We start from the raw sequence: 20,879 nt of genomic DNA, 5'->3' as shown, positions 1-20,879 counted from the left end.
TCATCTGCATAAATGACAAGAAATGAGCTATGGTATATATAAATATTCACCCTTCACGAGGGAAGAAGGATGTATGAACAGCACTTCTGTTAGAAGCGTTAGAAGCACTCGATTTTCTCGCTTTACGGTTTTAGCAATTCTTATGCTATTTGTGGGTGCAATTTTGGCGTTTACTCTTCCACACACGGCATATGCTGCTGACCCAGCAATTTATTCCGATGATGTGGACGGCGCGCCGCTTGATGGAACTCAGACCGTTGCCAACCCGTTCCCAGATTTTATTTCTGATGCTGAAATCCAGGCCGAGATTACCGCTCAGGCGGCTAAGCCGCGAGAAGATCGTACAGGTGTCATCGTTCGTTATTACTGGGTAAAGCCCGATGGTACTGCGCTCAAGCTGGACATGGATCCAACTAAATATTCCGTTGCGCAGATGATTGCTGAAGGCGGAGAAATTCGCGCTTACTACGTTCTTCTCGGCGATACGGATAACCTGCTCAACTTCCCACACAATGATCCAAATGGTTATGGCCTGCGTAAGGTGGCCGTTTCTGTTCATTCTGCTGTTGATACGTACAAACCAATGGATGCAACAGGTGCTCTTTCGGGTGGTGGTCCAAAGACTAATTTGATGTTTACCGTCAAGGTTAATGGTCAGTCTATTATGGGCGGCACTTCTTATGAAGAGCCTGCTGCTGTATTTACTGCACCAGTCACAGCTCGTCAGTACATTGAGTTCTCCGCACCACTGAACATTTCTGATAGGTCTTATCAACTGGGAATTCAGGGTGGCATTAAGAAATCTTGGGGAGGCACTCACGCATACACCAAACGTTATCCTGCGCGTGTCATTGATACAGCAACGGCTGTGTATCACTATGTCGACGATCTTGCATACAGGCAGCTTAATGGTCTTGGTCTAAGTGATCCTATTGCGCAAAGAAATGCTGGCCTTCCTATTTATGGTAACGGTGCAGTAAGTGTTCTTGGTCTTGATGATCTGGCTGCTACATATACAACCTCCGCAGCATTTGAGGATCGTCAGGTGTCTGCGCGTTACAACACAAAGGGTCATGTTGTGTACATGCCCGAGTATGCTGGCGTTGCTGCAGATGACTCTGTTGCCGGCGGTAATAAGTTCGAGACTGATCCTTCAACTAATCTGTTGCTGACCACTGTTCGCAAGTCGGTTGACGAGATTAAGTCTGCGGGACCTGGTGATTCTTACGTCTACATTGCAAACGATATTGATGTTCCAGAGGGAACATCTCTTGCAATTGGTACGTATAACTCTGGCCCTCGTGATAATTCGGTTTTAGCCCCTGGCTTCAACGCAGATGGTTCTGTAAACCGTACCAGGCAGTATTACCTCACGTATCGTGCAGTTCCTTCTCCTTTGAAGCTTGTGAAGACTGACTCTGATGATGCCTCCAAGCCTGTCGCTGGTGCAACGTATAGCCTCTACAAAGCCGATGGCACATTGGTTAAAGAGGGGCTTACTACTGGTGCAGACGGTACCTTTACATCCGGAGATGTTCTTACAAAGACTGAGCTGACTACACTGGTTCAGAACACTGCGGCAACTGCAGATTTGTTGACTAAGGGTATCTATCAGGATGGAGATAAGTTCTATCTGACGCCAGGCAATTATTACCTGGTTGAGACTGCATCTCCAGAGGGATATGAACTCAATGCAAATCAGATTCCATTTACGGTAGCTCCTGCAACATTCAATGCTGCAGATCAGACCATTGTTCCTGCGGAAGTTGCTACAGCTGATAAGCCAATAACTCCTACACCAACCCCAACGCCGGAGCCTAATCCAGAGCCAAAGCCTAAGACTCCTAAGAAGAAGAGGTCTAACCTGCCAGATACTGGCGATGCAATGTCCATTGCAAGCGCACTTGCTGCTGCAGGTATTATTGCTTCCGGTCTTGCGTACTCTGTAAAGGCTCGCCGTTAGTTTTGGCGTATAGATTACAAGTGCAAAGAAGGCTGTGCTTCGCACAGCCTTCTTTTTTGCTGGTAAAGTAGAGCAGGGTAGATGCTTAGTTGGGCGTTGGCCTGTGCAGTCTGTGCAATCAACACTGGTTGAGTCAAAACATATCCTCAAGCGGTAAAAAATGCGTTTAGTTGGAGATTACATTTTTCTGCATACAACGTTTGTCCAGATAAAAGTTTTTGAGGCGGTAAAAAATCGTCTTAGTTGGAGATAAAACGTCTAATTTTTAATTTTCATTTCCAACTAAACGCGTTTTTTACCTTTTTCGGCACATAATTTTGAGCGCAAAAATTACGTATTCATGGAAATGAATTTAATTGCATGAATATTCAATTTAATAAATCAAAAGTTGATCATGACAAGTAAAGAAGAAAATTGCCAATAAGATGTCTGTGAAAACAGAGATAGCCGTGGAAAAATCTCTAACTCGTCTAAAAAACACCAGCACTCATGAAGAAACAAGAGGCGGGATAAATATTCAGAATTATGCCTTGAACAGGAGATAACTTAAAATAGGAAATTTTATGGAGCGGCGGACGGGACTCGAACCCGCAACAGTCAGCTTGGAAGGCTGATGCTCTACCAATTGAACTACCGCCGCAAGGGTAAAGCAAAAAGAAAAAATGGTCGGGGTGACTGGATTCGAACCAGCGACCCACTGCTCCCAAAGCAGTTGCGCTACCAAGCTGCGCTACACCCCGAGCCGAGAGAAAAGTATAGGTGACAAATCGCCCAAGAGCAAGAATAAATTGCAATCTTTTTTGAACTAATTTTTGTCTATCAGATTTTTCTATTTTGTTATGTAATCGAAACATTGGATGACTATGCTATTCGTAACCACTTCGAAAGGGGTTTCATGAGCTATTCGTCTAAGGTAATCGCACAGCTTGAAGAGCGTTACGCAGATCAGCCTGAGTTTATCCAGGCAGCAAAAGAAGTTCTTACCACCATCCAACCTGCACTTGATGCTCATCCAGAGTTCGAGAAAGCCGCATTGCTAGAGCGTCTTGTTGAGCCAGAGCGCATTGTTATGTTCCGCGTCCCCTGGATTGACGACGCTGGCAACGTTCAGGTTAATCGCGGATACCGCATCGAGTTTAACTCTGCAATTGGACCTTACAAGGGCGGCCTTCGTCTCCACCCAACAGTTAACCTTTCTATCCTGAAGTTCCTCGGCTTTGAGCAAATCTTCAAGAACTCTCTGACCACGCTTCCAATGGGCGGCGGCAAAGGCGGCTCTGACTTCGATCCAAAGGGCAAGTCTGACCGCGAGATTATGGCGTTTTGCCAGTCCTTTATGACTGAGCTTGCTCGTCACATCGGTCCAAACACCGACGTTCCGGCTGGCGACATCGGCACCGGCGCACGTGAGATTGGCTACATGTTTGGCCAGTACAAGCGCCTCCGCAACGAGTGGACCGGCGTCCTGACCGGCAAAGGCCTCTCCTTCGGCGGCTCCCTTGCTCGTACTGAGGCTACTGGTTACGGCGCAGTTTACTTCCTCACCCACATGCTTGCCGAGAAGAACGATTCGCTCGCAGGTAAAACGGTCTGCATCTCCGGCTCCGGAAACGTCGCTACCTACGCTGCCCAGAAGGCACAGCAACTCGGAGCAACCGTGGTGACCGTATCTGACTCCTCAGGTTATGTTTATGACCCCGAGGGTATTGACGTTGAGCTGCTGAAAGACGTCAAGGAGGTTCGTCGCGCCCGCATCAAGGAGTACGCCGACGCACGTCCTTCTGCTACTTTCTTCCCAGGCGAGCGTCCTTGGAGTCAGAAGTGTGACATCGCCATGCCATGCGCAACTCAGAACGAGCTCGAGATTGCTGACGTGCAGAAACTTGTTGCTAACGGCACCAAGTACGTCGTTGAGGGCGCTAACATGCCAACCACCCTCGAGGCAACCAATTATCTCATCGAAAACGGCGTCTTCTTTGCACCTGGCAAGGCTGCAAACGCAGGTGGCGTAGCTGTTTCCGGTCTTGAGATGTCCCAGAACGCCGAGCATCTTTCCTGGACGTTTGAGGAGGTAGACTCCAAGTTGCAGGGAATTATGGAGAGCATCTACACTGCTGCTTCAGAGGCCGCAGCAACGTATGGCCACCCCGGAAACCTGGTTTTTGGCGCAAACATCGCCGGCTTCCTCAAGGTAGCAAACGCAATGATGGCGCAGGGTGTCTGCTAGTTTGCATCGCATTTGGCGAGAAACCCGTTGTTGTAGCATGTATTTGAGCTAATTACATCGTTGGCTTTAACGTATGATTTAAAAGGACCTTGGTCTCCCAAGGTCCTTTTTGTATCGCTTATTGATCGCAGTTTTCTCGCGCTCTACGCCCTGCGCTTACGCTCTTGAAACAAACTCGTTTCCTTTGATGAAAAAGCGCTTCTGAGCATTGGTGTTTTTGCTGATACCTACGCGAGGTGAACGCCCAATTGTTTCTCCTGGTAACAGGGGAGTAAAGTCCAACACAAGCGGCTCAACTGTCAGGTCATGTCCGTAGAGCTCCTTGTCAATGCCAAGCGCAGCGCAGACCTTACCTGGCCCGTTGGTGAGGTCGCGCAGCTTGAGCGGGTGCTTACGCGCACGTTCTGCTTGCGCTTTGCCAGCACGTTCCGCTTGCTCTTTACCTGCATGTCCCGTATGCGCTTTACCCGCGCGTCCAGCCTCACGGAGCTCGCGCATAGCTGCCGTGCCTTCAAGAGGCTCAACCGCGCGCACCAAGCATCCGCTGCCAAATCCCTCAGGACCACACACCACATTGCAGCAGTGATGCATACCGTACGAAACGTAAACGTAGAGGTGACCCGCAGGTCCAAACATGGCTGCATTGCGCTCGCTAGGACCGCCAAACGCATGACTTGCGGGATCATCTTGGTCGTAAGCCTCGGTCTCCACAATTCTTGCAACTAGTTTGTGTTTCTCGCCATTAAGCGTAATTGTCCTTGTCAGAGTGCATCCCAAAAGCAGCGGCGCGGCCACATCTGAGGGATTCTCTAGAAAATCTGGAAACATGCCATCTCCTTTATTGGTTATGCGCTACAATACTACCAACCTTTAAGGACGGTGCGAGACACCGGCAAGGCCCATAGCGTTGAGTGCGCATGTTCGCTGTTGAGCCTCCACAAGGAGTGCTCTTTTTTTATGGCTCGGCATGCTCCTACGCAGATCGGAGAGTATATGAATCCACTGGCAAGTGCCACCTCGCAGCCTCGCGCGCTGCTTGTTCTCGAAGACGGAACAACCTTCGAGGGGAGGTGCTGTGGTGCTAGCGGAGAGACCTTCGGCGAGATTGTTTTTAACACGTCTATGACCGGCTACCAGGAGATTATTTCCGATCCAAGTTACGCCGGCCAGATTGTCACGCTGACCTATCCGCAGGTAGGCAACTACGGCATCGATCCTGCGGTCATGCAGCGAGACGTCTTGCACCTGCGTGGTTTTGTCGTCCACGACATGTGCTACGAGCCAAGCAACTGGACATCCAAGCAGAGCCTGCCAGAGTTTCTGCAGGAAAACGGTGTCGTTGCCATCGAGGGCATCGATACCCGCGCGCTGACCATGCACCTGCGCGACCATGGTGCACAGAAGGCGGCCATCTCCACCGAGGACCTGGATCCCGCCCATCTACTCACGCGCGTCCAGGCGTCGCCCAACATCTCCGAGCACAACTTTGTCCCCGACGTCTCCGTCGACGCACCTCACGTGGTCTCCGCTACGTCCAAGAAGCGCTTCAACGTTGTCGCATACGACTGTGGCGAGAAGAACGGCATTCTCCAGGGTCTTGCAGCAAACGGCTGCGAGGTCACGGTTGTACCGTGGAACACACCTGCAGAGGACGCCTTGGCCTACAACCCAGACGGCATCTTCTTCTCCAACGGCCCTGGTGACCCAGAGCAGGTTGACGCTACGCAGGAGGCCGCTCGCGGCGTTCTGGGCAAGGTCCCCGTCTTTGGTATCTGCCTGGGCAACCAGATGCTCTCCATTGTCGCAGGTGCAGATATCGAGAAACTCAAATTTGGACACCACGGTGGCAACGAACCAGTCATGAATCTTCTAACTGGCAAGGTTGAGATTACTGCTCAAAACCACAACTACGGCCTGGTTTTCCCAAGCCTGGGCAAGCTCATTGCAGAGGAGTCCGGTGGAATCTCCGAGCACTTTGACAACCTCTGCGAGTGGTCCGCAAGGCGTATTGCTCCTGTTGTCCAGACAAAGGAGTTTGGCCGCGTCAGGCTCACACACGTAAACCTTAACGATGGTACTCCAGAGGGCATTCAGTTCCTGGATATTCCAGCGTTTTCCGTTCAGTATCACCCTGAGGCAAGCCCAGGACCTCACGATTCATCCTACTTGTTCAAGGCATTTGCTCGTTTGATGGAGGGACAGTCTGACTATCTTGCCATCGACGTTCGTGAGGGGAGGCGCTTCTAATGCCAAAGCGTACTGATATTAAGAAAATCCTGGTCATTGGCTCTGGCCCAATTGTTATTGGTCAGGCTTGTGAGTTTGACTATTCCGGTACTCAGGCATGCCGCGCCCTTCGTAAAGAGGGCTTTGAGGTTGTTCTGGTTAATTCAAACCCAGCAACCATCATGACAGATCCAGAAACTGCAGATAGAACCTACGTTGAGCCAATCACTGTTGAATCCGTAACCCGCGTCATTGAGCGCGAGCGTCCTGACGCGCTTCTGCCAAACATGGGAGGCCAGACCGCTCTGAACTGCACCATTGGCCTTGGCGAGGCAGGCGTTCTTGACAAGTACAACATCGAGGTCATCGGCTGCAACCTGGAGTCCATTCGTACCGGTGAGGACCGTGAGCTCTTCAGCGAGGCAGTTCAGGATATTGGCCTAGAGGTTGCTCGCGCAGACATTGCTCACTCCATGGAAGACGCTCAGCGCATCGTTACTGACCTGGGATATCCCGTGGTCATTCGCCCAAGCTTCACCCTTGGTGGTGCGGGCGGCGGCATTGCACATACCCCAGAAGAGCTTGTAGAGATTGTGGAGCAGGGCCTCTTGCTTTCTCCAGAGCACGAGGTACTAGTAGAGGAGTCCATCGAGGGCTGGAAAGAGATTGAGATGGAGGTCATGCGCGATACCGCAGGTAACGGTATTGTTGTCTGCTCCATCGAGAACCTCGATCCAATGGGCGTCCACACGGGAGACTCCATCACCGTTGCGCCAGCTCAGACGCTTACCGATGAAGAGCTCCAGAATCTCCGCGACTACTCCATCGCTATTCTCGAGCGTGTAGGCGTTGCCTGTGGTGGCTCTAACGTTCAGTTTGCGGTCAATCCAACTAACGGCCGCGTCATTGTTATTGAGATGAACCCTCGTGTTAGCCGCTCTTCCGCACTGGCTTCTAAGGCAACTGGCTTCCCAATTGCAAAGATGGCCGCGCTGCTTTCTGTTGGCTATACGCTGGATGAGATTACTAACGACATCACCAAGGCAACTCCAGCTGCTTTTGAGCCTTCCATCGACTACTGCGTGGTTAAGGTTCCTCGCTTTGCCTTCGTCAAATTCAAGGGTACCAGTCGCGTTTTGACTACCCGCATGAAGTCGGTCGGCGAGGCTATGGCTATGGGCAGAACCTTTGAAGAGGCCCTGCAGAAGGCACTGCGCTCTCTGGAGCAAGACCGCGCTGGTCTAGGTGCTGACGGCCACGATGTCTTTGACGAGAAAAACTTTGATGAGTTGGTCAGCAAGCCAACACCAGAGCGTATTTTCTATGTTGCTGAGGCTCTGCGCAGAAACTGGAGCGTTGAGCGTATCCATAATATGACCGGCATTGATCCTTGGTATTTGCATCGCATGGCAGGTATCATCAACGCCGAGAAACGCATCAAAGAGCTGGGGCTTTCTGGTCTCACTACCGATAACATGCTTGCTGCCAAACAGCTGGGCTTTTCGGATGAGCAGCTGGCACACCTTACCGGCACCAAGACAGACGTTGTCCGCGCCGTTAGGGAAGTGCTGGGTGTTCGCCCACAGGTCAAAACAGTTGATACCTGCGCTGGTGAGTTTGGTGCAACCACGCAGTATCACTACGTCACCTACGAGAAGGGCAATGCCACGGAGTACGTGAAGGCAGAAAAGCCACGCGTCATGATTCTTTCCGCAGGTCCTAATCGTATCGGTCAGGGCATTGAGTTTGACTACTGCTGCGTTCATGCTGCCTACGCTCTTCGCGAGCAGGGCTATGAGACGGTCATGGTCAACTGCAACCCAGAGACGGTCTCTACAGACTACGACACTTCTGATCGACTCTATTTCCAGCCTTTGACCTTTGAAGACGTCATGGATGTCATTGAGGTTGAGAAGCCGGAAGGCGTCATTGTCACCCTTGGTGGCCAGACGCCAATCAAGCTAGCACGCGCCTTGAAGGATGCTGGCGTTCCAATCATGGGCACTCAGCCAGAGGCAATTGACCTGGCAGAAGACCGCGACCGCTTCGCAGCCCTTCTTGACCGCCTGAACATTGCCTGCCCACCATCGGCAGTTGCTTCTACCATGGACGAGGCTCGCGACGCCGCTCGCCGCATTGGCTACCCACTGATTGTCCGCCCAAGCTACGTTCTTGGTGGTCGCGGCATGGCCATTGTCTACGATGACTCCGACCTGGTCACCTACATGGAGTCCGCGACGCACGTCACGCCAGATCGTCCTGTCTACCTGGACGCCTTCCTGGAGGACGCCATTGAGCTGGACGTTGACGCTCTCTGCGACACCGAGGAGTGCTACGTAGGCTCCGTCCTGGAGCACATCGAGGAGTGCGGTATTCACTCTGGCGACTCCGCCTGCTGCTGGCCGCCCTTCTCGCTCTCTGAAAAGATTGTTGACCAGATTAGGGCCATCACCAAAAAGCTGGCACTTGCCTGCGGCATTCGAGGTCTCCTGAACATCCAGTACGCCGTCCGCGACGAGCACGTCTTTGTCATCGAGCTCAACCCTCGCGCTTCTAGAACCGTGCCTTTCTCGTCAAAGGCAACTGGCGTTTCCCTGGCCAAATACGCATCTCGCATCATGGCTGGCGAGAAGATCAGTGAGCTCAGAGCACAAGGCCTGCTTCCAGACGAAAATCGCACCGTCGATTACTACGCGGTCAAAGAGGCGGTCATGCCTTGGTCTAGATTCCCTGGCGCCGACTCAATCCTTGGCCCAGAGATGAAGTCTACCGGCGAGGTCATGGGCATTGCCCGCACCTTCCCAGCAGCGTACGCAAAGACTCGTGAGGCAGTTGAGAACAAGCTACCTGAGCAGGGCTCCGTCTTCATCAGTGTGTGCGACCGCGATAAGCGCGCCATTGCTCCTGTTGCTATGGCTCTGGAGAACCTTGGCTATGGCATCTACACCACGGGCGGTACCGCAAAGACGCTGCGTGCGGCTGGAATTGACTGCACCACCGTCAACCGCATTTCCGATGGTCATCCAAATGTTGTTGACCTTATGCGCGATAAAACCGTCAGCTTCATCATCAATACGCCTCATGGTCACGAGGCTCATAGCGACGGCACCAAGATGCGCGCAGAAGCTGTCAGCCAGGGTATTACCTGCGTCACCGCAATGTCTGCAGCTACCGCTCTTATCCAGGCACTAGCCGCGGCAAGAAAGAGCGAGCCCGAGACCTTTGCACTACAAGATCTTTAAAACGTGCTTGGAGAATGAGCTTTTCACTTGAACAAGACCGGTCTTGAAAAAGGCCGGTCTTTTTCGTGAGGGAAGTGTTTAGAATACGAAGTTCTCCTAGTGAAGAGCGCAAAAGTTTGTTATTATTGCAAGGCTGCATAAATATGCGGGCGTGGCGGAACTGGCAGACGCGCTAGATTTAGGTTCTAGTGGACTAAGTCCGTGGGGGTTCGATTCCCTCCGCCCGCACCATGCAGAAATTTGGTTAAGAGCTGGTACGCCAGCATTTTTTACGAGACACTGGAGGAACGTTGAACATCACCGTTACCGCAGATAAGCCAGTTGACGAGAAACTCACCGTCAAGGTTACAGTTCCTGCTGCAGAGGTAGACGCTGCCATTAAGCAGGCTTACAAGGACATTGCAAACAAGTATTCCTTCCAGGGTTTCCGCAAGGGCCGTGCACCTCGTCCTGTCATTGATAGCATTGTTGGCCGCGAGGCAGTCCTTGCTCAGGCAACCAACGATCTTCTCGGCGCAGCAGAGCCACAGCTCCTTGAGGAGCTTGATCTTGTTCCTGTTGGCCGTGGTGATTACAACCAGGATGCAGACCTTCCTGTTGAGGGTCAGGATTACTTCTATGAGGTAGTCTTCAACGTTCGTCCTGAGGCTAAGCTTGATTCTTACGATGCTCCTGCAATCAACATGCCTCCAAATGAGGCAACTGAGGCTGAGGTTGATCACCAGATTAAGCAGCTTCTTTCTTATCAGGCTAAGTTTGAGAACACCAAGGAGAAGCGCGCTGTTAAAGAGGGCGACACCATTGGTGTAGACATCAAGAACATTGAGGGCGCTGCTCACATGGAGGGCGAGGACCGCGTTCTTACCCTTAACGGCACCCAGGCTCCAAAGGAGCTTGAGGAGGCACTCATCGGCATGAAGCCAGGTGAGGAGAAAGAGGTCAAGTGGACTCACAGCCACACTCACGGCGATGAGGTTCACTCCCACGATTACGATATCAACGTCAAGGTTGTTGCTCACAAGAAGTCCGTCACTCCAGAGCTGACCGACGAGTTTGCAAAGAACACCTTTGGTTATGATACTGTCGAGAAACTCCGTGAGGCTGTTAAGTCTGAGATTGAGTCCGACAAGAAGAATTCTCTTCCAACTCTTAAAGAGGACCGCGTTGTCGAGGCTGTAGGTAAGCGTCTTCAGCTTGATGAGGTTCCAGAGGAGTATAAGAACGAGGTCTTCAACGAGATTGCTCAGGAGTTCCTGAGTGGTCTTCAGCAGCAGGGTATGACTCTTGATATGTTCTTGGCTGCACGCGGCATTAAGACTGATGACTTCATCTCTGATCTTCGTGTTCAGGCTGAGGAGCGCGCACGTCAGTCCCTGGCTCTTGACGCAGTGGCTGCAGAGCTCAAGCTTGAGGCAACTGAGGATGACATTCGCGCAGAGTTTGAGCGCGCTGGTGTTCCTAACGTTGAGTCTGCAATTGAGGAGTGGCGCAAGGCTGGCCGTCTTCCTGCAATTCGCGAGTCCATCCGTCGCTCTAAGGCTCTTGACTGGCTGCGTGACAACGCAACCGTCACCGTTGTCGACGAGATTGCTGAGGCTGCAAAGGAAGAGCAGAAGGCAGAGAAGAAGCCTGCTAAGAAGGCTACTGCTAAGAAGAAGGCAGCTAAGAAGGACGAGGACGCAGAGAAGGACGCTGAGTAGTCCGCAACTGGTTGGGTTTCTCGCCAGAAAGACTGCGCCAAAAGTTGCAGTTACTTTGAATTTTTCATACCCCGGGTTAGAGACATGCTTCCCGGGGTATGTTTCTAAGGAAAGACTTTTGAAGGAGGATTATGCATTATCCAACAAACATTCCAACTATTCCGTATGTTATTGAGCAGACTCCTCGTGGTGAGCGTAGCTATGACATCTACTCTAGGCTGCTCAATGATCGTATTGTTTTCTTGGGAGAGCCGGTAACGCGCGATTCTGCAAACCTGGTCATTGCACAGCTTTTGCACCTTGAGAGCCAGGATCCAGACAAGGATATTTCTCTCTACATTGATTCTCCTGGTGGAGACGTTTATGCAGGCCTGGGCATTCTTGACACCATGAACTTCATTAAGCCTGACGTGTCTACCATCTGCGTTGGTATGGCAGCATCAATGGGTGCCGTTCTTCTTGCAGCCGGTGCAAAGGGTAAGCGTCTTGCGCTTCCTAACTCTATGGTTATGATTCACCAGCCATCCAGTGGCGTTCAGGGTCAGCAGACCGATATCCAGATTATTGCAGATGAGACAAAGTGGATTCGCCAGCGCATCAATGAGCTGCTTTCGGATTATACTGGACAACCTATCGAGAAGATCAATGTAGACACCGAGCGCGATAATTATCTTCGTGCACAGGAGGCTTGTGATTACGGCCTGGTAGACCGCGTTATCTCTTCTCGTAACGATCAATAATTGTACTTGTATTGAGGGTTTAAGTTATGGCTAAAGACCAGGACTTCTCGCCTTTTGGCGGATTAGATGAGATGCACTGTTCTTTCTGTGGAAAGAGTAGGTCGCAGGTAAATAAGCTTATCCAGGGCCCAGGTGGCGTCTGCATTTGCGATGAATGTGTCTCAACCTGCTCAGATATGATTGATGAGTCTCTCGGCTTTGATGAAGAGTCAGAGATTGAGACTCACTCTGATGAGCCTGTTATCAAAGATCTGCCCACTCCACATGAGATTTACGATGAGCTATCTCAGTACGTAATGGGTCAAGAAGACGCTAAGCGTGCTATGTCGGTAGCAGTGTATAACCACTATCGTCGTATTCTTTCAGGTAACGATGATCCTCAGGAGGGCCAGGAGGATGTTGAGATTGCAAAGTCCAACATCTTGCTGCTGGGCCCAACTGGTACTGGTAAAACACTGCTTGCTCAGACGCTTGCTCGTTTTCTTGAGGTTCCGTTTGCTATTGCTGACGCAACAACCCTTACTGAGGCTGGTTACGTTGGTGAAGATGTCGAGAATATCCTGCTTAAGCTCATTACTGCCGCAGATGGCGATGTTGAGCGCGCTCAGGTAGGCATTGTCTACATCGATGAGATTGATAAGATTGCTCGCAAGGCCGAGAATCTCTCTATTACTCGTGACGTCTCTGGTGAAGGCGTTCAGCAGGCACTTCTGAAGATTCTTGAGGGTACCGTTGCAAGTGTTCCTCCAACAGGTGGACGTAAGCATCCTCAGCAGGAGCTTATTCACATTGATACCACCAATATCTTGTTCATCTGTGGTGGCGCTTTTGTTGGCCTGGATAAGATTGTTGCTGACCGCATTGGTAAAAAGGGAATTGGCTTTAACTCTGACGTTGCTCAGAATGTCAAAGAAGGTGAGTCTGAGCTTATCGCCAAGGTTATGCCTCAGGACCTGCACAGGTTTGGCATGATTCCAGAGCTTTTGGGCCGTATTCCTGTTATCACTTCTACTCGTGAGCTTGGTGAGGAAGATCTGATGAGTATCCTCACAGATCCAAAGAATGCTCTTACCAAGCAGTACAAGCGCATGTTTGAGCTTGAGGGAGTAGATCTGGAGTTTACTGAGGATTCACTCAGAGAGATTGCTAAGAAGGCTTTGGCTCGTGGTACCGGAGCTCGTGGTCTTCGTGCAATCTGCGAGTCTACACTGCAAGAGACCATGTTTGATCTGCCATCAGATTTGGATATCACAAAGGTTGTGGTTACTCCAGAAAGCGTTGGCGGAGAAAACGCCCCAGAAATCATCAAGGGCAAAAAGAAATAACTCGCATAGCAATAAAAAAGGAGGTCGAAAGACCTCCTTTTGTGTTATAGATTGCCGCCGCCAAGTTTGTTGTATGACGTAATAAGTTGGGTGCGGGTCTTGGTGCCTGGTGGGAAGACGGTATCAAACAAAGGCATTAAGCCGCGGAAAAGAACACCACTTTGTACTCGGTGAGAAAGACCTCTTACCGTACGTCTTGACTCTTCAAGCTGTGAACGAAGCTCCTCAAGATAAGGGGAGCGACGAGCATAGAACCAGAAAAGGCCTGCAAGATCTGAGTTTGGATAGAGCCAAGGCCTGTTGTCTGGTCCTGCAAAATGAGCAATACAGATATTCTTACGAGCCTCTTCGTATTCTTCTCGCACGTCTTTTGGTGCCTGAGCAACAATATGATCACGACGAAGGAATTGCCAGTCTACCAGGTAATTCCATTTCATATTAATACGAAGATAATGGCCGTTCACAAACCTGTTAAGAACATCTTGATCAAGCCAGCGCCATGCGCGCATGGTTGATACCTTAAGAAACTCTTCAGGAGAAATCTGCTTTCTAATCTCTTCAAGGTTCATCAAAATGACGCCTGCCTGGAAGTAATCGTGAGGATCATCCATACCCAGCTCATTTTTGAGGTAGGGACCAACTGTAGCGTCATAGCCATCAATCTGGCCAATAGTATCTGCGTCGCGCGTAGCGCCTACCAAATACCCGGTGACATCAATATCATAGAGCTTTGCAATATCGGTATTAACTACCAGGTCAGAGTCAAGGTAGATGGCTTTATTGACGTTAGGAAGCAGCGAGGGAGCAAGCAGTCTGTAGTAAGTTTCTGGTCTAAAGTGACCATGATGAGGAAGCTCAATATCACCAAGAGCAGCATCAACATCTAAGAAACCAACATGGACGTTATCAACAAGCTGAGCCTGACGAGTAAGCGTAATCATGCTGGTAGGAGTGAGGTCACGAGTCAATACAATGATGTCGTAACGACGCTCTGGATTGACGTTCTCAATGATGGATTGAATTGCTACAGACAAATACGGCACAAAGTTATCACTGCAGGCAAAAACAAGCACAACATCATTAAGAGCAAGACCCAGCTCATCGGATGAGCTGGCAAGCATTGCTCCAGAAAGTTGCGCCCTGCCTGTTCCAACAAGGCGTTGTGTAGGTATTTTACGTAATCTTCTCATACGTAAGACTTTATCACTTAGACGCCAAAAACGCCTGCTGCGTTTGCCATTACTTCAGTTTGCACAGAGTATCCACGGGCCTCGCTAAGACCGCTAAGCGCGCGTTTCAGGCTATCCACAATGTCCGCCGCGCTAATATTCGTCTGATCACTGGATGGAAGGTCAGTCTCGGTAAGGAGTTTATCTTTTGGGTAGACCTTAGCGTATTCACGGCCACGCTTGGTCTTAAGGCTCATCTCGCCAACAGAGAACCAACAGCCAAGCTTAATAGCCCTTTGGAGCTCTTCTGAGCTACCGCTAAACCAGTGGATGATAGGAATGCATTCTTGAGCAGCTCCTGTCTGCTCAAGAATATCTAGTACCGCATCAACACTTCTAACGGTGTGCATCGAGAACACTCGTGGCTGGCCGTTGCGTGAAAGCTCTGCTGCACGTGTGCAGATCTGCGCAAACGTTCTAACCTGCAAATCTTGCAACCCATCAACACAATAGCGAGAAGAAAAATCTAGTCCAATCTCGCCAATGTAAGATGTCTGCTCCATAAGCTCTAAAAGGAGCTCTATGTCTTTTTGAGTAACGCGCTCATCAGAGATATACCAGGGGTGCGCTCCAAGTCCCACACGGATGTTGTCTTGCGTAAGCTGAGGAGCAAGTTCTAGGTAGTCGTGAGGAGTAACGCCGCAGGTAAAGAAACCTAATCCAACCTCACTAGAACTTCTCGCTACATTGAGTGGAGAGTCTATAAGGTTGGCATGGACGTGCGCATCAAAATACGTGAGGTTACTCATAGGCAAGCCCTGACAGATGCAAGATGACGTCTGATGCAATCATCTGGCCCATAATGGGAGGGTAGTAGGACATAGTGCCTAGCTTGGCAGATTTACCCGTTGCGCCCTCTGGTGCAAAAACTGGTCGCGCTGGCTCGGGGGAGTAGAGCACGCGGAAGTCAGCAAGGCCGCGCTTCTTGGACTCTTTTCTCATTACTCTTGCAAGAGCATCAGTATGCGTTTTTGAAAGCGTAGTGATTTCCAGGAGTTCTGGGTGGATTTTATTGCCTCCACCCATGCTGGAGATGAGGTAGATATCGTTTTTTTGACACCATGCAACAACAGCCAATTTGGCAGAAATGGTGTCGATAGCATCAACTACAACATCAGGTTTTGGAAGAGCAGAGAGCTGCTCATCAACGTTGTCTTTAAGCAAAAAAGCGTCAAGGGTGACCACGTGAGCGTCTGGATTAATGTCCAGAATCATCTCTTTGGTAACGTCAACCTTTCTTTTTCCAATGGTGCTTACGTAGGCAATAGCCTGCCTGTTAAGATTGGATGCCTCCACTGCATCGGCATCCACTAAAACAAAGGAACCCACACCGCCTCTAGCCAGCGCCTGGACACAGTTTGAGCCGACGCCGCCAAGTCCTAAGACCATAACGCAGGAATTTTGAATCTGTCCAAGGCGATCTTTTCCCAGGACAAGTTCAAGTCGAGCAGTGGCTTCAGGAATTGTGGCAGACATAGAGCTCCTCATAAAATGTATCTGCAGATAGTATTTATTGTTCAAGAGTATAGAGGGCCTTAAAGTAATGATTTTGTTGCATAAGTTCCTCAAACGAACCCTTTTCGATAATACTACCTTCCTTCATTACAATAATTTCGTCAAATTTTTTCAGCTGAGCTTCCTCTAAGTTGTGTGTAATAACTAGGCGTAGTGTGCCTTTGAGATTTGTTATTGAATTTATAATTTGGTCAGTAGTTGAATGGTCAAGTGCTGATGTAGCTTCATCGAAAAACAGAACTTTAGAACCCTTTAACAAACTTCTAGCAATACAGATTCTTTGACGTTCGCCACCAGAAAGGTTTGAACCTGCTTCACCACATTGATAGCTCAGTTTATTTTGTTTAATGAACTCTGTAAGTCCAGCCTTTTCACAAGCTTGAGAAATAGCATCTTTTGAGTGGTTTTCGAACATAGTAATGTTGTCTTCAATTGATGCATTGAATAAGAAATTCTCTTGTTGTACAAGTGAAACGTTTTGATAGAGACTCTTTTTATTAATAGTTCTTAACTCTAAGCTATCGTAAAATATATCTCCTTGATAACTTAAATTGCCACCCATAAGAAGATTAAATAAAGTAGACTTTCCAGATCCTGATATTCCAACAATTGCATAACTTTTATTAGGTAGAAGTTTGATTGATAAATTTTTCAGCACAGCTTTATTTTGTTCGTAAGCAAATGAAAGATTGTTGATGACTATTCCTTTTGTAACTTTATCTAATGTCTGTTGCCCCTCTTCTTCTTCATTGTCAGCAAGAGTCTCAGAAAATTTTAAAATCAAATCATTTGAGGCCTTGCGTGATGCAAGTACCGGTGGAATTGTTTGTAAAGGGAGACTAATGTAGTTCATAAGTAACGTGGCCATAAGAATTACACCAGGTGTTACTCCTTGATTTGAAATACAAAGATATGTACCAGCAATCAAAACAGCCCATTGAGATAAGCCGAAAGCACTCCAACTCAAAGTATTAATGAATCGAGTAGTTTTTCTACTTTCTCTTTTTGAGCTTTCAAGAGCGGTATTGTCTTTCTCAAAAAGTCTCACTGCAGCCTTTGTTGCACCGTAAGCTTTTATCAAAGGAAAGCCTTTTACTAGATCAGTGACTTGGGCAATGAATTGGCTAGTTTTCGCAGAAGATTCTTTTTGAATTTTACCGAGTGTTCCGCCTAGCTTTACGCCAATGATTAGAGGAAGAATTGAAGCGGCAATAGCTACCATAGTTAATGGAATGCTTTGAACCATGAGCATTATGAGGGCCACAATGAAAGATATACTATCGCTTACCAAAGAAAACATCTGTTCAAGATATGTAGTCTCTATAGTATTTAAATCATTAGTAAGTGCAGATACATAAACGGAACTACCACTTGCTTCAAACGAGTTTATACCTTTTTTCAGCATGTATTTAAATGCGGTGTTGCGATAAGAGTTAGCAGCATGATAGAGATAATTAGGAACAAAATAACGAACCACTAATTTATTTGTAATTGCTGAGATTGTTAATATGGCGGCAAATAGACAACCTTGTAGAAAATCATTAAATGATCCTGACACAGCGGAATTCATGAGAATTGAAGTTATGTAGGGTGAACATACCGTAACTAGTTCTAAAGAAGTTGTAAAGAAAAAGGAGCCGAATAACAACTTTTTATTACTCCAAAAAAGACTCCGTTTAAGGTCGTTTTGAATTTCTTTAACAGTGCTTTTCATGTCAAACCTTCTTAACCTGTAGAAAAAGTTGTTGACTATACTTTTGATTTAAATGTTGTTGATTTTTTCAATCAATTTTAGTGTTTGATATGTTTGTTATGGCTTCTTTCAGCTAAAACTTTGAATTGAATGTTGTGACAAATCAATACTACTACTTTTTATACAAAGTGTAATTTTTTATATGTAATATTAAAATTACATTAATATATTCCCCTAAACCACATCTGTTTTAATGCATTATACTGTTCAAATGGTTAATAGGAATACTGCTAAAAGCATATGAAAGGCAAGATTACTGTGGAAGAAATGCCCAAGAATTATGATCCTCAGGCAGCTGAACCTGAGCTCATTGAAAAGTGGATAAAGGCAGATTGCTATGGTCGCAGCAAAGGAACTGAAGACCGTACGGTAGTTATCCCTCCACCAAACGTTACTGGCATCCTTCACATGGGTCATGCCATGGATGACACCATCCAGGACACCTACATTCGTTATTCTCGCATGCGCGGTTATTCAACTCGTTGGATTCTAGGAACTGACCACGCAGGCATTGCAACCCAGACTAAGGTTGACAAGAAGCTTAAGTCAGAGGGTATTTCTCGCCTTGAAATTGGTCGCGAGAAGTTCCTGGATGCTTGCTGGGATTGGACGCGCGAGTACGGCGGAACCATTGTTTCTCAGATTAAGCGCATGGGCTGCTCCATTGATTTTAATGACGAGAAGTTTACTATGTCTCCTGAGTACACTCAGGCAGTACGTAAGGTCTTTGTTGATTGGTATCATGACCAGCTTATTTACCGCGGTAAGCGCATCGTAAACTGGTGTCCTCATTGCGAGACTTCTATCTCTGACGATGAAGCAGAGTACGCTGACGAGAAGGGCCATCTTTGGTACCTACGTTACCCACTCAAAGAGCCTGTTAATGGCGTTGAGTACATTACCGTAGCTACTACTCGCCCAGAGACTATGCTGGGCGATACCGGCGTGGCTGTTTCTCCTCAAGATCCAGAAAAGGCAGATCTTGTTGGAAAGACTGTTATTCTGCCCATTGTTAATCGAGAGATTCCAATTTTCTCTGACTGGCATGTTGACGCAGGCTTTGGTACCGGTTTTGTTAAGGTAACTCCAGCTCATGACCCTAACGACTTTGCTATGGGTCAGACTCACAATCTTGAGCAGATCAACATCTTTGATGAGCACGCAGTTGTTGTTGACGGCTATGGTGAGTTCTCCGGCCTTGATAGAGATCAGGCTCGTGAGGCTATTGTTGCTTGGTTTGAAGAGCACGGTCTGCTTGATCACGTTGAAGACCTTGATCACTCTGTTATGCATTGCTACCGCTGCGGCACAACTCTTGAGCCATGGCTCTCTGAGCAGTGGTTTGTTGCCGTTGATAAGCTCAAAGAGCCTGCAGCACAGGTAGTCGAAGACGGTCAGGTCACCTTCCACCCAGAGCGTTGGACTCAGACCTACCTCACTTGGATGGAGAATCTCCGTGACTGGAATATCTCCAGGCAGCTTTGGTGGGGACACCGCATTCCTGTGTTCTACTGCGATGATTGTGGCTGGCAGGATGCTCTTATGGAAGACACTGACGTCTGTCCAAAGTGTGGCGGCCATCACGTTCATCAGGATGAGGACGTTCTGGATACCTGGTTCTCTTCTCAGCTGTGGACTTTTGCTACACAGGGCTGGCCAGATCATCCTGAGCAGCTTGAGGGTCACCACCCAACACAGGTCCTGGTAACCGCTCGAGACATCATTGCTCTTTGGGTTGCTCGCATGATTATGAGTTCGCTCTACTTTACCAAAGAGATTCCATTCCATGATGTCTACATCTACGCAACCATTTTGGCTAAGGACGGCAGCCGTATGTCCAAGTCAAAGGGTAACGGCGTAGATCCTATGGACCTGATTGCTAAGTACGGTGCTGACGCCATGCGTTATAACCTGCTTACGCTTATCACTAACAACCAGGACGTTAAGTTTGATGCTGTTCTTGATAAGAAGACTCGTGAGCTTATTGAGTCTCCAAGAACTGATCAGGCACGTTCATTTGTTACTAAGATTTGGAATGCAAGTCGCTTTGTTCAGATGAACCTGGACGGCTACACTGCCGGCATGCCAAAGGCAGAGACACCAGAAGATGCATGGATGTTCTCGCGCCTTGCAAAGGTTGTTGCAGAGACAACTGAGCAGCTTGAGACCTATGGCTTTGGTGAGTATGCTCGCAACATTCAGTCCTTCTTCTGGAATGATGTCTGCGATTGGTACATTGAGCTCTGCAAGGGTCGCCTTCTGGACGGAACTCCTGATCAGCGCCTGCAGGTTCAGCGCAACCTTGTCTTTGTCCTGGATGTCAGCATGAGGCTTCTGCATCCAGCCATGCCATTTGTTACCGAGAGCGTTTGGGATGCCCTTCCTGCATCTGGTCTTTTGAGTCACGATGCGGAGTTCTTGATGGTCTCTGAGTGGCCAGACCCACAGGAGCTTGCAAACTTTGTTGACGAGGCAGCTGAGCATAACTTCTCGCTTGCTAAGACCGTTGTTTCTGCTGTTCGTTCTTCTCGCGCTCGTTATAGGCTGTCGCCAAAGACAGACCTTGCTGTTGTGGTTAAAGCTCCAGCACAGGATGTTGCAGCGTTGAAGGAGCAAGCAGCATTCATTCAGAACGTTGGTCGCGTAAGCTCATTTGAGGTTGCTGAGGCGCCTCAGAAGCCTGCTGGTTCTGTTTCTGTCACCGATGCTGGCCTTGAAATGTACGTTGTTCTTGGCGAGCTTGTTGACCTTGCTGCTGAGGCTAAACGTCTTCAGAAAGATCTTGAGTCTGCAAAGAAGGAGCTCTCTGGCGTGGAGCGCACCCTTGCTAACCAGGGATTTGTTGCTAAGGCAGCGCCTGAAGTTATCGAGAAAAAACGTGCACGCGCAGAAGAACTTACTACGCTTGTTGCTCAGCTAGAGCAGCAGATTGCCGACTTCTCATAGGTAAAACTTGATG

13 protein-coding genes and 3 tRNA genes are annotated in these 20,879 nt (G+C 48.7%); 9 read left to right on the top strand and 7 right to left on the bottom strand.

Annotated features, from left to right (window positions below; translation table 11 throughout):
• Positions 1-73 precede the first annotated feature (73 nt).
• Entirely contained in the window at positions 74-1,963 is a 1,890-nt protein-coding gene (locus HMPREF1492_RS01080) for a SpaA isopeptide-forming pilin-related protein (protein WP_035435067.1), read from the top strand.
• A 564-nt stretch (positions 1,964-2,527) separates the two neighbouring features.
• Here the strand turns inward: HMPREF1492_RS01080 and HMPREF1492_RS01075 are convergent.
• Both HMPREF1492_RS01075 and HMPREF1492_RS01070 read right to left on the bottom strand, forming a co-directional pair.
• Positions 2,528-2,603 (bottom strand) — tRNA-Gly (locus tag HMPREF1492_RS01075).
• Between the two features lie 23 nt (positions 2,604-2,626).
• Positions 2,627-2,703: transfer RNA gene (locus HMPREF1492_RS01070), tRNA-Pro, on the bottom strand.
• Positions 2,704-2,858: 155 nt separating this feature from the next.
• Between HMPREF1492_RS01070 and gdhA the strand changes: the two genes are divergently transcribed.
• A complete protein-coding gene (gene gdhA / locus HMPREF1492_RS01065) occupies positions 2,859-4,190 on the top strand; it encodes an NADP-specific glutamate dehydrogenase (RefSeq protein ID WP_035435066.1) in 1,332 nt (443 codons plus the stop codon).
• A 156-nt stretch (positions 4,191-4,346) separates the two neighbouring features.
• Here gdhA and HMPREF1492_RS01060 read toward each other — a convergent pair whose 3' ends face one another.
• Positions 4,347-5,018 (bottom strand): DNA-3-methyladenine glycosylase, encoded by a 672-nt coding sequence (locus HMPREF1492_RS01060; RefSeq protein ID WP_035435064.1) that lies wholly within the window; start codon positions 5,016-5,018, stop codon positions 4,347-4,349.
• A 165-nt stretch (positions 5,019-5,183) separates the two neighbouring features.
• On the opposite strand from HMPREF1492_RS01060, the gene carA reads away from it, so the two are divergent.
• The 6 genes from carA to clpX all read left to right on the top strand — a co-directional run bounded on the left by carA (position 5,184) and on the right by clpX (position 13,423).
• Positions 5,184-6,437 carry a glutamine-hydrolyzing carbamoyl-phosphate synthase small subunit gene (gene carA / locus HMPREF1492_RS01055; RefSeq protein WP_035435296.1) on the top strand — a complete coding sequence of 418 codons (1,254 nt, stop codon included), beginning with the start codon at positions 5,184-5,186 and terminating at the stop codon, positions 6,435-6,437.
• Positions 6,437-9,658: a carbamoyl-phosphate synthase large subunit gene (gene carB / locus HMPREF1492_RS01050; RefSeq protein WP_035435061.1), complete on the top strand. Its 3,222-nt coding sequence runs from the start codon at positions 6,437-6,439 to the stop codon at positions 9,656-9,658. The genes carA and carB overlap by 1 nt, the downstream gene beginning before the upstream one ends.
• A 145-nt stretch (positions 9,659-9,803) precedes the next feature.
• A tRNA-Leu gene (locus tag HMPREF1492_RS01045) sits at positions 9,804-9,889 on the top strand.
• 59 nt (positions 9,890-9,948) lie between these two features.
• The gene (gene tig / locus HMPREF1492_RS01040; protein ID WP_084054947.1) at positions 9,949-11,358 is read left to right on the top strand and encodes a trigger factor; all 1,410 of its coding nucleotides are present in this window, start codon (positions 9,949-9,951) and stop codon (positions 11,356-11,358) included.
• Between the two features lie 131 nt (positions 11,359-11,489).
• Positions 11,490-12,098: an ATP-dependent Clp protease proteolytic subunit gene (locus tag HMPREF1492_RS01035; RefSeq protein WP_035435057.1), complete on the top strand. Its 609-nt coding sequence runs from the start codon at positions 11,490-11,492 to the stop codon at positions 12,096-12,098.
• A 26-nt stretch (positions 12,099-12,124) separates the two neighbouring features.
• Complete coding sequence (gene clpX / locus HMPREF1492_RS01030; protein WP_035435055.1) at positions 12,125-13,423, top strand: ATP-dependent Clp protease ATP-binding subunit ClpX; 1,299 nt, start codon at positions 12,125-12,127, stop codon at positions 13,421-13,423.
• A 44-nt stretch (positions 13,424-13,467) separates the two neighbouring features.
• Here clpX and HMPREF1492_RS01025 read toward each other — a convergent pair whose 3' ends face one another.
• From HMPREF1492_RS01025 to HMPREF1492_RS01010, 4 genes are all read right to left on the bottom strand, one after another.
• Positions 13,468-14,544 carry a glycosyltransferase family 8 protein gene (locus HMPREF1492_RS01025; RefSeq protein WP_035435053.1) on the bottom strand — a complete coding sequence of 359 codons (1,077 nt, stop codon included), beginning with the start codon at positions 14,542-14,544 and terminating at the stop codon, positions 13,468-13,470.
• 86 nt (positions 14,545-14,630) lie between these two features.
• Positions 14,631-15,401 (bottom strand): TatD family hydrolase, encoded by a 771-nt coding sequence (locus HMPREF1492_RS01020; RefSeq protein ID WP_035435051.1) that lies wholly within the window; start codon positions 15,399-15,401, stop codon positions 14,631-14,633.
• Positions 15,394-16,128 carry a tRNA threonylcarbamoyladenosine dehydratase gene (locus HMPREF1492_RS01015; protein ID WP_035435048.1) on the bottom strand — a complete coding sequence of 245 codons (735 nt, stop codon included), beginning with the start codon at positions 16,126-16,128 and terminating at the stop codon, positions 15,394-15,396. The genes HMPREF1492_RS01020 and HMPREF1492_RS01015 overlap by 8 nt, the downstream gene beginning before the upstream one ends.
• Before the next feature lie 34 nt (positions 16,129-16,162).
• Positions 16,163-17,881: an ABC transporter ATP-binding protein gene (locus HMPREF1492_RS01010; protein ID WP_035435046.1), complete on the bottom strand. Its 1,719-nt coding sequence runs from the start codon at positions 17,879-17,881 to the stop codon at positions 16,163-16,165.
• Between the two features lie 297 nt (positions 17,882-18,178).
• On the opposite strand from HMPREF1492_RS01010, the gene HMPREF1492_RS01005 reads away from it, so the two are divergent.
• Positions 18,179-20,866, top strand: coding sequence for a valine--tRNA ligase (locus HMPREF1492_RS01005; protein ID WP_035435292.1), 2,688 nt, complete (start codon positions 18,179-18,181; stop codon positions 20,864-20,866).
• The last annotated feature ends 13 nt before the right edge of the window (positions 20,867-20,879 follow it).

Origin of the sequence: Atopobium sp. BS2 (genome assembly GCF_000565075.1) — a bacterium.
Lineage (GTDB): Bacteria > Actinomycetota > Coriobacteriia > Coriobacteriales > Atopobiaceae > Lancefieldella.
Note: the sequence above shows the minus strand (reverse complement) of the source record. Positions and strands in the feature narration are given on the sequence as shown.